Source organism: Sphingopyxis sp. Q841 (assembly GCF_052384365.1).
Taxonomy (GTDB): Bacteria; Pseudomonadota; Alphaproteobacteria; order Sphingomonadales; family Sphingomonadaceae; genus Sphingopyxis; species Sphingopyxis terrae_A.
The window spans coordinates 549,007-563,901 of record NZ_JBQSUM010000002.1; the positions used below are offsets into that span (position 1 = coordinate 549,007).

6 protein-coding genes are annotated in these 14,895 nt (G+C 67.5%); all 6 read left to right on the forward strand.

Features of this window, described 5'->3' with window-relative positions; genetic code table 11:
• Positions 1–4: 4 nt before the first annotated feature.
• Complete coding sequence (locus tag ACT17R_RS12970) at positions 5–2,092, forward strand: CHASE2 domain-containing protein (RefSeq protein WP_444809571.1); 2,088 nt, start codon at positions 5–7, stop codon at positions 2,090–2,092.
• Positions 2,079–2,843, forward strand: coding sequence for a hypothetical protein (locus ACT17R_RS12975; protein ID WP_444809572.1), 765 nt, complete (start codon positions 2,079–2,081; stop codon positions 2,841–2,843). The genes ACT17R_RS12970 and ACT17R_RS12975 overlap by 14 nt, the downstream gene beginning before the upstream one ends.
• Positions 2,844–3,020: 177 nt before the next feature.
• Complete coding sequence (locus ACT17R_RS12980; protein WP_444809573.1) at positions 3,021–4,814, forward strand: ShlB/FhaC/HecB family hemolysin secretion/activation protein; 1,794 nt, start codon at positions 3,021–3,023, stop codon at positions 4,812–4,814.
• Between the two features lie 2 nt (positions 4,815–4,816).
• Positions 4,817–12,307, forward strand: a complete 7,491-nt coding sequence (locus ACT17R_RS12985; RefSeq protein ID WP_444809574.1) for a hypothetical protein — start codon at positions 4,817–4,819, stop codon at positions 12,305–12,307.
• A gap of 52 nt (positions 12,308–12,359) precedes the next feature.
• Positions 12,360–13,814: a cysteine--tRNA ligase gene (gene cysS / locus ACT17R_RS12990; RefSeq protein ID WP_444809575.1), complete on the forward strand. Its 1,455-nt coding sequence runs from the start codon at positions 12,360–12,362 to the stop codon at positions 13,812–13,814.
• Between the two features lie 107 nt (positions 13,815–13,921).
• Positions 13,922–14,881, forward strand: a complete 960-nt coding sequence (locus ACT17R_RS12995; protein ID WP_003039200.1) for a D-2-hydroxyacid dehydrogenase — start codon at positions 13,922–13,924, stop codon at positions 14,879–14,881.
• Positions 14,882–14,895 lie beyond the last annotated feature (14 nt).

Sequence of the window (14,895 nt, forward strand, 5' to 3'; positions counted from 1 at the left end):
CCCGATGACCGCGAGCATCGCCCCGGACGCCGCGCCCGACGCAATGCCGGCCGCCAACGGCCCGGCGGCGATCCCGCTGCGCAAGCGGCTCCGGCGGCTGGTCATGCAGCTCGGCCCGTCGCGAATGGCGGCGACGATCCTCTTCCTGATCGTCGCGACGCTGTTCGCGCGCTTCAGCTGGGACATGCCGCTCGTCAACGATGCCGAACGCGCGCTCTACGATGCGCGCGCGACGCTGATGGCGCCGCACGTCGCGCAGGATCAGCGCATCGTCATGATTACCTATAATGACGAAACGCTGTTCAATACCGGCATCCGCTCGCCGCTCGACCGGACGCTGCTTGCGCGCGCACTCGCCAATATCGACCGCATGGGCGCGAAAGCGATCGGCATCGATATCGCTTTCGATTCGCCGCGCCCCGACGACGATCTGCTCAAGACGCAGTTGCGCGCCATGACGACGCCGACATGGCTCGCCTATGCCGAACAGGCGAGCAATCCGAACACCATCTTCTACGAACAGCAGAGATTCCTTCAGTCCTTCATCGCCGACGTGCGCACCGACAAGACCCGGCCGACGAGCGTCCTGTTCCGCACCGACGGCGACGGCGTGATCCGCCGTTGGCCCGACCGGCCGAAGAATCTGCCGCCGCTGATGGCGAATGCGCTGGCGCCGGTCGACGCCGCCCACGCCGATTATCAGGGCAATATCCGCTTCCTCCTGCCCGCCCGCGCTAATGCCGGACAGGAGGAGCCGGTCTTCGCCAACATCCCGATCGACACATTTGCGGTGCCGATGGACGATGAAATGCTCGCCGGCCTCGCCGAGCTGGTGCGCGGACGCTATGTCCTGATCGGCGGCGACATCATCGACAACGACCAGTTCAACACGCCAATGAGCCGCTTTGTCGATCCGATCACCGGGCTGCACGAAACGATGATCGGGCTCGAAGTTCATGCGCATATGCTGGCGCAGCAACTCGACGGCGACTGGCCAGCGCCGGTGCCGGGGCCGTCGCTGTGGGTGCTGGCCATCCTCGTCGTCGTCGCCGGGGGACTGACCAGCCTGATCGACATGCGTGCGCGCTGGGTCGCGCTCGCCTTTCTGGGGCAGCTTGCCTTCTTCGTCGCCTTCCCTTTCTGGCTGCATCGCCACGGCATCGACACGACGACGCTGCCGGCCTTCGGCTGGGCGGTCGGCTGGCTGCTCGGCTATGCGGCGGTCGGCACCGCGGCGCGCACCATCGGCTCGCGTCAGCGCGCCTTCGCGCAGTCGGCGCTCGGCAAATATCTGCCTGTCGATGTCGCCGCGCAGATCATGCGCGATCCCGACCAGCTTTCGCTGCACGGCGAACGGCGCAACATCTATTGCGTCTTTACCGACCTCGAAGGCTTTACCAAGCTCAGCCATGCGGTGACGCCGGAGACGGTGGCGCGGCTGCTCAACGAATATCTCGACCGCCTGTCGGACATCGTCCTCGAACATGGCGGGACGATCGACAAGTTCGTCGGCGACGCGGTCGTCGCCTTCTGGGGCGCGCCGATCAGCCGCCCAGACGATGGCGCGCGCGCCGCGGCGGCGGCGGTCGCCATGTACCAGGCGGGTGAAGCCTTTCGTGTCGATATGGCGGAGGGCGTGCCGCCGATCGGCATGACGCGCGTCGGCCTGCACGTCGGCGACGCAATCGTCGGCAATTTCGGCGGCGAGGACCGCATCCAATATACCGCGCTCGGCGACAGCATGAACACCGCCTCGCGGCTGGAGGCGGCGAACAAGAGCCTGAAGACCGGCGTCCTCATCTCGGCCGAAGCCGCCGAGCGTTCGGGGCGCAACGATCTGGTGCCGATGGGCCGGGTGACGCTGCGCGGGCGGGCGCAGCCGGTCGACGTCTTCACGCCGCGCGCCGACCTCAGCCCCGATCAGCGCGCCGCGATCGCCGCGCTGGTTGCCGCGCATGCGGCGGGCGATAAAAAGGCCTATGTGACCTGCGCCACAGCATTGGCGGCCGAATGGGGTAAGGATTTGTCCATCATGTTCCTGATCGAACGCCTGAACGATACCGACAAGGGAGAAAGCTATGTCCTTTCCTGACTTCCGGACCCGCCGCCTGGGCCTGACCACCGCCGCAGCCGCCATTGCCTTCGCGGTTGCCGGCACCGCCGCAGCGCAATCGATGGTCGTGCGATCGACCGGTCCGTCGGCGTCCAAATATCCGACCGGCGCAAAGCTGAAGGCCAGCGACAAGCTGACCCTGGTGGCGGGCGACAAGATCGTGCTGATGCAGGGCGGCAAGACGCGCACCCTGTCGGGGCCCGGCACCTATGGCGCCAGCGGCCCGATCCAGTCGAACCAGACGATGGGCAGCGCGGTGACGCGGATGCTCGCCAGCGGCCCGTCGATGCGATCGCGCGGCGGGTTTTCGCGCGGTCCCGACGAACCCAAGCCCGCCGAACTGCGTGCGCCGAACCTGTGGTTCATCGACTATCGCGAAGCCGGCACGTTCTGCGTCGCCGATCCCGCGACGCTGATGCTGTGGCGCCCCTATATGGACACCGACGAGCTTCTGAAGATCGAACAGGACGGCAAGACGCAGACCGTTGCTTTCGTCGTCGGCGCCAATTTCCGCAAATGGCCGTCCGATGCGATGCCGGTCAAATATGATGTCGATTATCGCCTGTCGGGCGGTGGGCTCAGCGCCCCCGTCACGATCCGCTTCAAGCCGATGGGAGAGGTGCCCGCGACCCCCGACGCGTCGGTCGATGCGCTGATGGCAAAGGGCTGCGCCCCGCAGCTCAACCGGCTCGTCGACACGATGGCGGAAGCCGAAGCGAGCGGCGGCTGAACGCACGGCTGGCGGGCATTGAAGGGGCCGCGCCGGTCTGATATTTGTTGCAGACTATGCGGCCGGATAGAGCCGCAAGTCCTTTCCTTGGGTCGATAAATTGGTCTAGCTGCCCGTGGGGGCGGCAGGATCGCTGGAGCGCGTTCGAAAACGCCTGCGCTCGGGGTTGGGGGTAATATGACGGTCAAGGGCGACAGGACAGGTTTCGGTGCGGCGCTCGCCGGTTCGGTGGCGATTGCCGCCTTGATGGCGCCGGCCGCCGCATCGGCGCAAAGCGCGCCGCCAGTCCCGACGCGCGAGGAAATCGACCGCAGCGCGCCGCCGCCGATTGCACCGACGGGCGAGCGCGTCGTGTCGGCCGACGACAGCATCGAACACGCCCCCTGCCCGCTCGCCGCGCCCGAATTCGCCAATGTCCGGGTGACGCTGCGCAGCGCCGAATTCTCCGCCGCGCCGGGGATCGACACCGCCATGCTGGCGCCCGCCTGGTCGGACAAGGTCGGCCAGGATCTGCCGATCGCGGTCGTGTGCGACATCCGCGACCGCGCCGCGACGCTGCTGCGCGCCAAGGGCTATCTCGCCGCGGTGCGCGTCCCGCCTCAGACAATCAGCGACGGCATCGTCCGCTTTGACATTCTCTCGGCACGCCTTGCGCGCGTCGAAGTGCGCGGCGATGCCGGCAGCAACGAGCGGCTGCTGCAACGCTATCTCGCGCATCTCGACGATGCGCCGATCTTCAACGTCGAGGATGCCGAGCGCTATCTGCTGCTCGCGCGCGACATCCCCGGCCTCGATGCCCGGCTGACCTTGCGTCCCGGCAATGCGCCCGGCGAAGTGATCGGCGAGGTCACGGTCACGCGCACGCCGTTCGCTTTCGACGCCAATATCCAGAATTTCGGGTCGCACGACGTCGGCCGCTGGGGCGGCATGGTCCGCGCGCGCGCCGCCGGCCTGACCGGCTTGGGCGACCTGACGACCGTCAGCCTGTATTCGACCGCCGATTTCGAAGAGCAGCAGGTGCTGCAACTGTCGCACGAAATGCGTGTCGGCGGCGAAGGTCTGCGGCTTGGCGGCAGCTATACCTATGCCTGGACGCGCCCCGATGTCGCGACGCTGCCGCTGAAATCGCATACGCAGATCATCAGCCTGTTCGCCGGCTATCCGCTCGTGCTGACGCAGGCGAAGCGAATTCAGATCGGCGGCGGGCTCGACATCATCGATCAGGACATCGCCATCGGCGGCGTCGCCCTCAACCGCGATCGCGTGCGCGTCTTCAACCTTCACATAGATGGCAACTGGACCGATCCGGCATCGATCGCGGGCCGGCACGGCTACACCCCGGCCGAGCCGCGCTGGGCCTTCGGCGCCTCGCTCGAAGCGCGCCAGGGCGTCGATTTCCTGGGCGCCAGCAAGGACTGCGGCCCCGGCGGCACGGCCTGCTTCCTGCCCGGCGCGGTTCCGCTTACCCGGATCGAGGCGAAACCCGATGCCTTCGTGCTGCGCGCCAACGCACAGGCCGACTGGCGACCGACGCCCAAATTCACCCTGTCGGTGGCGCCGCGCGCGCAATGGGCGAGCGATCCGCTCGTCGCCTATGAAGAATTTTCGGGCGGCAATTTCACCGTCGGACGCGGTTTCGACCCCGGCACGGTGATCGGCGACAGCGGCGTCGCGGTGACGACCGAGGCCCGCTACGGCTCGTTCGTCCCCGCCAATACCAAGGCGCTTGCCATCCAGCCCTTCGCCTTTTTCGATGCGGCATGGGTCTGGAACAAGGACAGCAGCTTCAACGGCCTGAATCCGCAAAAGCTGTTCTCCGCCGGTGGCGGCGTGCGGCTTGCCTATGGCACGCTCGGCCGGCTCGACATGACCGTCGCGGTGCCGCTGAACCGGCCGGCGCTGATGGCGCAAAAGCCCGACCCGCGCTTCCTGCTGTCCCTGACGACGCAATTCGGTGTGAGGGCTCGTTGATCATGCAATTCGAACCGGAAACGACCGCCATGCGCAAAACCGCAAACACCAGCCTTCCCGCCGCACGGACGGCGAAGCGCCACTTGTTGCAGGGCTGCGCGATTGCCGCGGGCCTTGCCGCGCTTGCCTATGGCGGGCCGGCGCTGGCGCAGGTCGCCGGGACGGGCACCGTCGTGAGCGGAAGTGCGACCATCTCGCCGCCCGGACCCGGTGCGACAACCGTGACCACCGGCGGATCGCAGACGATCATCAATTGGGTTCCGACCGACAACGCTCCGACCGGCGGCGACATCGACTTCCTGCCGGCCGGCAACGTCTGGAATTTCAGCGGCAACGGCAATTATGTCGTGCTCAACCGCTTCGTGAACGGATCGGGTGGGTCGCTGAGCCGGCAGATCGCGCTGAGCGGCACGATCAACAGTTTCGATTCATCCGTCAGCGGGCCGGGCGGCAGCATCTGGTTCTACAACGCCGGCGGCATCCTGCTGAACAGCGGCAGCGCGATCAACGTCGGCAGCCTTCTCCTCACCGCCAACGATATCGACACGACCGGCGGTCTTTTCGGACCGGGGGGCGAAATTCGCTTTCGCGGCGCGTCGGGCAGCACCGCCGCGATCCGCATCGACGCAGGCGCCTCGATCACCGCCGACATGGGCGCGGCGGGCGGCAGCTATGTCGCGCTCGTCGCCCCACGCATCGTCCAGGACGGCATCGTCAACGTCAACGGGTCAGCGGCCTATGTCGCCGCCGAACAGGCCGACATCCGCATCAATGCGGGCCTGTTCGACATCAACGTGCTGACCGGCGCCGAAGGCGGTCAGGTCATCAGCCACAGCGGCATCACCACGGGGCCGGAACAGCAGGTCAGCGGCGGCGCCCAGCGCATCTATATGGTCGCCATTCCCAAGAATGACGCCGTGTCGATGCTCGTGTCGGGCCAGATCGGCTATCAGGACGCCGTTTCGGCGGTGACCGATTCCGACGGCGCCGTCATCCTGTCGGCGGGCTATAACATCACCGGGGGCGCGATCGACACGGCACCGGCGAACAGCGTCGGGGCCAATATCACGGTCAATGACACGCTGTTCCGCAGCCGCACGATCGCGCGCGCGAGTGGCGATTTCCTGGGCCAGCCCATCGATACGATTCCGCCGGTCGGCGGAGCCTTCGTCCCGCCGCCTCAGCTTGGCCGGATTCTCGTCGAGGGCAATGCCCTGTTCGAGGGCGACAACAGCGCGACGATCAACGTCGGCGCGGTTCAGGCGGTCGGTGCAACCGGTCAGTTCATCGTCCGTTCGAAAGCGGCCTCGGCAATCACCGTCGACGGCGGACAGCTAGCCGCGGGCACCGACATCCTCGTGACGGCCTCGCGCGATGCCAATAACGTGAACGGCGTTGGCGAGGGCGGCAATGCCAGTCTGACCATCCTCAACGGCGGCGGCGTTTCGGCGAACAGCGTGACGGTCAGCGCGCGCGGCCTCGGCGGATTTACCGACGGCGGCGACGGCGGAACCGGGATCGGTGGAACCGCCAGCGTCAGCGTCAGCGGCCCCGGCAGCACGTTGAATGTCGGCTCGCTGATCGTCGATGCCGGCGCGCTCGGCGGCGGCGCCTATGTCGGGCAAAGCGGCCCGACCGTCACCGACGACAGCGGCGACGGTCAGGGCGGGACAGCCACGCTCGATATATCCGACGGCGCCACGGTTCAGGCCAGCAACTTCGTTCGCGTGACCGCCGATGGTCAGGGCGAGACCGGCCTTGTCCGCTCGGGCGACGGCGCAGGCGGGACGGCGCGGATCACCGCTGGTGGGCCTGGCACGACCTTCATATCGAGTTCGACCGACATCAATGCTCAGGGTTTTGGCGGCGGAAGCCAGTCGAGTTCTAGCGGATCGATCTTCTCCGCCTCCGCCGGAAACGGCGTCGGCGGCACCGCGTCCTTCAGCGCGAGCGGTGACGATTCGACCCAGATCGCACCGGGGAACCTCTATCTGTCGGCAAGCGGCCTCGGCGGGGGCGCCAATGCGGCCACGGGGCCGCAGGGCGGCGACGGCACCGGCGGCGACGCGTCGGTGTCGGCCGATGGCGCCTTCACACTCGATCTCAACTCGCTGATCGTTCTCGCCAACGGCGAAAATGGCGGCGCCTCGAGTTCGGGCGGCGATACGGGCGTCTCGGGGGACTCGCAGGGCGGCACCGTCAGCCTGTCCGCAAGTAACGGCGCGACGATCGCCAGCACCTTCTATATCCAGCTCGACGCCGGCGGCATCGTTTCGAGCAGCGAGAATATCGGCAACGGCCAGGGCGGCGGCGTCCGCATCGACGCGACGAGTGGCGGGTCGATCACCACCGACGGCATGCTGCAGATGACCGCCGACGGCGGCAGCTTCGGCGGCTTCACGGTGGCGACGAGCGGCGGAACGGGCGACGGCGGCAACATCCTCATCAACGCCGACGGCGGATCGGTCGGTGCGAGCTATTATTATCTGACCGCCAACGGCAGCTCGGCCAATTCGGCGGGCGCGACCGGCGCCGCACAAGGTGGCAATATCGACCTTTTTGCGCTGGGCGGCGGCAGCATCAGCGCCACCGACCCCAGCCAGTTAAGCAGCTTCAATGCCGATGGACAGAGCGGCTACAGCGTCGGCGGCGCGAACGGTTTCGGCGGCTTCATCGGGCTTCACGCCGACGGCGGGACGATCGATCTGGCCGGAACGATCCGGCTGTCGATGGGCGGCTATTCGGGCGGCAACACCGACCCCGCCGGTGGCGCGATCCCGGTGGGCCTTGGCGGCTATGCGCTGATCGAGGTGCTGAACGGCGGCACGATGACCCTCGGCGATTTTGCGGCCGATGCCGAGGGGCGCGGCTATGGCAATGTCGAATCGCCCGGCGGAGCGGGCACTGGCGCGGCCAATGGCGTCGGCGGCGATGTCGTCATCACGCTGAGCGACGGCACGCTGAGCGCAAGCCGCTTCGCCCTGTCGGCCAACGGTTTCGGCGGCCAACCCGGGTCCGGTAGCGGCACCGGCCGGGGCGGCACAATCAGCTATACGCAGACCGGCGGCGACGCGAGCTTCGGCGACATGTCGATCACCGCCAACGGATATGGCGGCTCGACGCTGACCGGCACCGGCAACGGTATCGGCGGCACCGCGACCATGACCCTGTCGGGCGGCAGCTTCGGCGCATCGACCGCAGCCGCCTACGCCGAAGGTTTCGGCGGCGAAGGCAGTTATGGCTACGACGATTTCTCGAACCCGGTTCAGCCTGCGGGCAATGGCGGCGATGGACAGGGCGGCACCGCGACGATCGTCATCGACGGACCGATCGCGATCGATACCGGCACGTTGGCGGCTTATGCGGGTGGCCGCGGCGGCAGTGGCGGCGATTTCAGCAGCATCGGCGTCGCGGTCGGCAACGGCGGCGATGGCGGCGCGGGTACGGGGGGTCAGGCATCGATCACCATAACCGACGGATCGATCGACACCGGCGACCTGATCGCGGACGCTGGCGGAATCGGCGGCAATGGCGGCAACAGTTACGATTCGGGCAGCTTCGGCGCCCCTGCGGGTATCAGCGTCGGCGGCCGCGGCGGATCGGGCACCGGCGGGACGGCGACGATCAACCTCGCCTCGGTGGCCGGGGTCGCGGACACGCTGACGGCGCGCGCGGCGTCGTCGGGCGGGCTTGGCGGCTATGGCTCGGTCGGTAACGACGGCGGCGCGGCGACGGGCGGCCTTGCCCAGTTGATCGTGACCGATTTCGACGCCGGACCGCTCGGCGTCGTGCTCGACGCCACGGCGCTCGGCGGCGGCGGCGGAACCGGCTATGACGGCGCGGGCGGAGACGGCGGCGCGGCAACCGGCGGCACCGCGCGCGTCGAGGCGACGGGCGCCAACGGCGCGGCGTCGATCACCCAGGCCAACTTCCTGGCCAGCGGCACCGGCGGACGCGGCGGCGACGGCAATTCCACCTTCTTCCTGAACCCCGTCGGCCCCGATGGCGGCAAGGGCGGCGATGGCACCGGCGGCACGATCGAAGCCATCGCGAGCGAAAATGCGACGCTCACCCTCGCCGGCGCGAATGGCGGGCCGGTCACGCTCGCGAGCGGCGGCACCGGCGGCGATGGCGGCACCGGCGCTTTCAATGGCGAAATACCGGGCAGCACCGGCGGCGATGGCGGCGATGGCGGGGCGGGTTCGGGCGGCGTCGTCCATCTGCTTGCCAATGGCGGCACGGTCAGTTCGGCGGGTGCGCCGGTGAACATCAGCGTGGCCGGCACATCGGGCAACGGCGGCATCGGCGGCGACGGCAATGTCGACGCGGGCGGCAACGGTGGCAACGGCGCGAACGGCGCGATCTTCGCCGACCGCGGCGGGCGTATCGTCATCGAGGCACTGGCAACCCAGTCGGGCCCCGGCGCGATGGACCTTGGCGATACGACGCTGGTCGCAAGCGGCGCGCTGGCCGGGCGGATCGAGATCCGCACCGACGGCACCATCGACTTCGCCAGCCTCGACGCCGAAACCTACGGCATCTCCGATCCGACGAACAATGACACCGACGTTGCGACAAGCGGTATCTTCGTCGCGACGACCGATGGCGCCATCAATGTCGGTGGCAACGCATCGCTGCGTAGCGACGGCTCGGTCGGCGTCTATGGGCAGGCGGCGGGGTTGTTCGACATCACGGGCGATCTGACCATCGAAGCTGGCGACCAGATCGATATCCGCCACGATTTCGGCGAAGGCACGCCGCCGACTATCCGCGCCGGTGGTGACTTCACTGCGACCGCAGGATCGAGCATCAGCGGCGCCATCGGCTCGTTCCTGGTTGCGGGCGGCGACCTGTCGCTGACCGCGACCGATGGCCCGATCGGCGTCGATCGCCTGCAGGGCAGCAATATTTTCCTGACCGCGAGCGGTGCGGGATCCGTCGAACATGCCGAAGCGGACAATGATTTCATCGCCAGCGCGGCGAGTTTCCGCACTGGGCTCAATTCGATCATCACCGGCGGCAATATCATCGTCACCGCGCCCGGCGCGGTCGATCTCGGCAATTCCACCGCGGGCGGCTATGTCTCGGTCGACGGGGAGTCGATCCAGTTCGCGAATATCGGCGCGGGCGGCTTCGTCACGCTCAACGCCTCGGGCACCGCGCCGGGGGCGGAGGGGATCGCCGGCGGGTCGATCGATGCGGGCAGCTCGATCAACCTCTCCGGCAACAGCATCGCACTGACCGGTCCCGTCACTGGCGCCGGGCCGCTGTTCGCGACCGGCACCGGCGGTGCGGTAAGCATCAGCGGCGCCGATGTCGCCGGCTCGATCGTCGTCGATGCGGTGGGCAATATCGGCGGCAGCTATGTCTCGGGCGGCGATATCCGGCTCACCTCGGACGCCGACATCAACGCATCGGCGACGGCCAATGGCGGCTATACCGATCCGGCAACCGGCGCGATCGCCGACGGCAATGTTTTCGCCGATGCGGCGGGCAACGCCACGCTGACCGACAGCGGTGCGGCGCGCATGTTCGGCGTCAACGCGGGACAGGCGGCCACGGTCACCAATGCGACCGCCGGCGAGGATCTGCTCGTCCTTGCCGGTACGACCGCCAATCTGACCAATGTCACGGCGGGTGACGACATCGACGTCCGCGCCACTGGCGCGATCATCGCGAACGGGCTCGACGCGACCGGCGCCGGGCTCGACGGCTTCACGATCAACTATGTGCCAGGCAACGGCTTTACCATCGGTCAGGGCGAAGGCACGTCGAGCATCGACGGGTCGGACATCGATATCACATCGTCGGCGGCCTCGATCGACGCCACCAACCTTTCGGCGGGCGACGATATCCTGCTGTCGGCGGCGACGACGATCGCCGTTGACGGCGGCACGACGCTGGGCCTCGGCATCACCGGCGGCGACAGCAGCATCCGCACGCAGGGAGGCGATACGGTCCTCACCAACCTCGACGCGTTCGACGACATCGTCGCGACTTCGGCGGGTGCGATCAGCGGCGACGCCATCGCTGCGGGCCGCAATCTCGCGCTGACGGCCGTCGATGCCATCGATTTCGGCGCCATCACCGTGGGCGGGACGACCACCCTCACGAGCAGCGGCGGCGCGGTCGGCGTCGATGCGCTCAACGCCGCCGGGCCGATCACGGCAAGCGGCGACAGCATCGACATTCGCGGCGGCGCGATGCAATTTGCGTCGCTTACCGCCAATGTCGGCAACGCGCTGATCCGCTCGACCGGCAATCTTTCGATCGCAAGCGGCAGCGTGGCGGGCAGCGCCGATCTCGCGGCGACAGGCGGCAGCATCGCCCTGACCGACCTGTCGGCGGGCGGCGACCTCAACGCGACCGCAAGCGGCGCCATTCAGGTGGATGGCATCGTAAGCGGTCCGCGCATCGCGCTAGCGTCGAACGACATCGTGATTGCCGGACAAGGCCGCGTCGGGACCGCCGGCACCACGCAGAGCCTGACGCTAACGAACAATGGCGCCGCGCCCACCTTCGTCGGCGGCAACGGCACACAGAACGGCTATCACGCCGACGCGACCGAGATGACGCGGCTGTTCGCGACGAACATCATCGTCAACGCGCCCAACGGTGCAGCGGCGACCGACCTGATCGTCGACAGCTTCACGCTGGCGGGCAATTCCAATCTGGGCGCGGCGGGCTCGCTGACGCTGCAGACGCCCGGGCGGGCACGCGTGATCGGCGCGGTCGAACTGACCGGTCTGACGAGCGCGAACCGGCTGACGCTTTCGGGCGACGATCGAGTCGAGATCATTCTGGGTCAGGGCAGCATCCGTCTTTCGGCGAATGGCGCTCCCGAAGGCGTGCTGGATCTGCGCGGAAACGATATCTTCGTCGCCACCGCGGCGGCCATCACCGATGTCGAAGCCGCGACCTCGACCAGCGCGATCGACACGCGCCTCGCACAGAATGACGGCGTCACCAGCGACGAAGGCGCTTTGTTCGCCGGCGGCATCAACGTCACGACGTCACGCGGCTTCTATGTCCAGAACAGCGGTGCCGGGACCGACTACGCACAGCGGCGCGGGCTGACCTTCGCCGCGGGCGGGCTGAACGTCGATGCGCCGTCTTCGGGCGTGCGGATCGTCATCAACGGCGTCCGGCTCGGCGCCAACGGGCAAGTCACCGGGCTCGACACCATCCCGTTCCTCACCGTCAACGGTTCGGCCCCGACCAGCGGCACGATCGACATGCGGTCGACCTTCAACGGCTGTCTGATCATCAGTACCGGCGGCTGCACCTTCGTCGATCCGGGCAATCAGTTCCCCGTGCAGGATGTCGTCGAGGACGAAGTCGGCGGCGATGAGGATGGCGACGGCGGCGGCACCGGCTTGCCCGTGCCGCTTATCACGATCCGCGGCATCGATCCGCTGAGCGGCGCGCCGCTGCTCGACGATCCGGTTACCGGCGCGGGCAACGACGATCTGTGGACGCCAACGACGCCCTGACGCGCGTGTGCACAGTTGACGTCGACGGGCGGGCCGGGGCATGGGCGCGGTCATGACCGATACCCCCGCCCCCGCTTCCGGCGCACCGCTGCGGCTGTTCAACAGCCTGACGCGCCAGTTGGAGCCCTTCGCGCCCGTCCACCCCGGCGAAGCGCGCGTCTATTCGTGCGGGCCGACAGTCTATAATTATCCGCATATCGGCAACATGCGCGCTTATGTCTTCGCCGACACGCTGGGCCGGACGCTGACCTACAAGGGCTACAAGCTCACCCACGTCATCAACATCACCGACGTCGGCCACCTGACCGACGACGCCGATGCGGGCGAGGACAAGCTGGAAAAGGCCGCGGCCGAACGCGCCCAGTCGATCTGGGACATCGCGCGCCATTATACCGAGGCTTATTGGGCCGACATCAAGGCGCTGAACATCCGCCAGCCGGCGCATTGGTCGATCGCCACCGATTACGTGCCGCAGATGATCGACTTCGCGAAGGCGATCGCGGACAAGCATTGCTATGAACTCGACAGCGGTCTCTATTTCGACACCACGAGCGTGGCCGACTACGGCCGCCTCGCGCGCCACGGCACTGACGAAGGCGAAAGCCGGATCGACCCCGTCGACGGCAAGCGGCATCCGGCCGATTTTGCCATCTGGCGCAAGACGCCGCCGGGCGAAACGCGCCAGATGGAATGGGATTCGCCCTGGGGCCGCGGCGCGCCGGGCTGGCACCTCGAATGCTCGGTAATGTCGGAGGCGCTGCTCGGCTTTCCGTTCGACATCCACACCGGCGGCATCGACCATCGCGAAATCCACCACCCGAACGAAATCGCCCAGAACCAGGCGCATAGCTGCTCGGCCGACAGCGGCGCGCGGATGTGGATGCACAATAATTTCCTCGTCGAACGCAGCGGCAAGATGTCGAAGAGTTCGGGCGAATTCCTGCGTCTGCAATTGCTGATCGACAAGGGCTATCACCCCCTCGCCTACCGCCTGATGTGCCTGCAGGCGCATTATCGCAGCGAGCTGGAATTTTCGTGGGAGGGTTTGGGCGCGGCGCTCACACGGCTCAAACGGCTGGTGATGGGCGTCGCTCCCGTGCGCGACATTCCCGCCGCAGCGGTCGAAGATCGCCGACTGACCGACCTGCTCGACAAGTTCGACGCCGCCATCTCGGACGACCTCAACACCTCGGTCGCGTTGACGCTGCTCGAAGACGTCATCGCGATGAAAAAGATCGACGCCGGACAAAAGCGCGCCGCGATCGGGACCATCGACGCGGTTCTGGGCATCGGTCTTCTGGATCTGCTGCGCGAAGATCTGCGCATCCGCCCCAAAGCGGCGACGATCACGGACGAGGAAATAGAAGCCGCCCTCGCCCGCCGCAAGGAAGCGCGCGCGGCAAAGGATTTCGCCACGTCCGACAAGCTGCGCGACGAATTGATCGCCGCGGGCGTCGAGGTCATGGACGGCGATCCGCTCGGTTGGGACTGGCGGCTGGAAAATTAAGTCCCCCTCCCGCTTGCGGGAGGTGTTAGGGGTGGGCATGAAGGGCCCGCCCGCAGTGCAGGACTGGCCCACCTCCGGCCCCTCCCGCTTGCGGGAGGGGAGATTCTATGACCAAGACCGTCACCGTCCTGTCCGGCCTGATCCGCCCGCTGGTCGAAGGCCGCCTGCCCGATTGGGTCGAGCCGCGCTTCTTCACGACGAAGGACGAGGCGATGGCGATGGCGCCCGAGGCCGAAATCGGCTGGTTCGATATGTACGACAAGGACGACATGGCGGAAACGATCACCGCCGCGACGCGGCTGAAATGGCTCAACTCCATCTATGCCGGGGTCGATGGCATGCCGCTCGATCTGCTCGCGGAGCGCGGGACGGTCGTCACCAACGGCGCCGGGATCAACGCGATCACCATCGCCGAATATGTCGTGATGGGAATGCTGACCGTGGCCAAGGGCTATCGTGAGGTCGTGCGGGCGCAGGATCGCCGCGAATGGCTGATGGATTCGCCGGGCAAGGTCGAACTGTTCGGATCGAAGGCGCTGCTGCTCGGCTATGGCGCGATCGGCAAGCTGATCGAGGAGCGGCTGAAGGGCTTCGCGGTCGATGTGACCATCGTGCGCCGGTCGCCCCCTAAAGACTCAGGTGACCCCAACACGCTGACGCCCGACCAGTGGCGCGCGAAACTGGGCGACTTCGACTGGGTGATTCTGGCGGTTCCGGCGACGCCCGAAACCGATGGCATGATCGGCGCCGCCGAACTTGCCGCGATGAAGCCGACCGCCACGCTCGTCAACATCGCCCGCGGCAGCGTGGTCGATCAGGATGCGCTGGTCGCGGCGCTCGACGCGAAGCAGATCGCCGCCGCCTTCCTCGACGTGACGACTCCCGAGCCGCTCCCAGCCGACGATGCGCTGTGGAGCCTCGACAATGCGCATGTAACGATGCACCTGTCGGGCCGCGCGCAGGATAAGATGTTCGTCCGCTCGGCGCAGCGCTTCCTTGAAAATCTGGATCGCTGGCACAAGGGTGAAGCGGTCGAACCGCAGGTCGACCTGACCCTGGGTTATTGATCGCCCGCGCCGTC

Bases quoted from the DNA above. Each gene is read 5' to 3' on its own strand.
- ACT17R_RS12970 (WP_444809571.1), top strand. From the start codon at position 5: ATGACCGCGAGCATCGCCCCGGACGCCGCGCCCGACGCAATGCCGGCC.
- ACT17R_RS12975 (WP_444809572.1), top strand. From the start codon at position 2,079: ATGTCCTTTCCTGACTTCCGGACCCGCCGCCTGGGCCTGACCACCGCC.
- ACT17R_RS12980 (WP_444809573.1), top strand. From the start codon at position 3,021: ATGACGGTCAAGGGCGACAGGACAGGTTTCGGTGCGGCGCTCGCCGGT.
- ACT17R_RS12985 (WP_444809574.1), top strand. From the start codon at position 4,817: ATGCAATTCGAACCGGAAACGACCGCCATGCGCAAAACCGCAAACACC.
- cysS (WP_444809575.1), top strand. From the start codon at position 12,360: ATGACCGATACCCCCGCCCCCGCTTCCGGCGCACCGCTGCGGCTGTTC.
- ACT17R_RS12995 (WP_003039200.1), top strand. From the start codon at position 13,922: ATGACCAAGACCGTCACCGTCCTGTCCGGCCTGATCCGCCCGCTGGTC.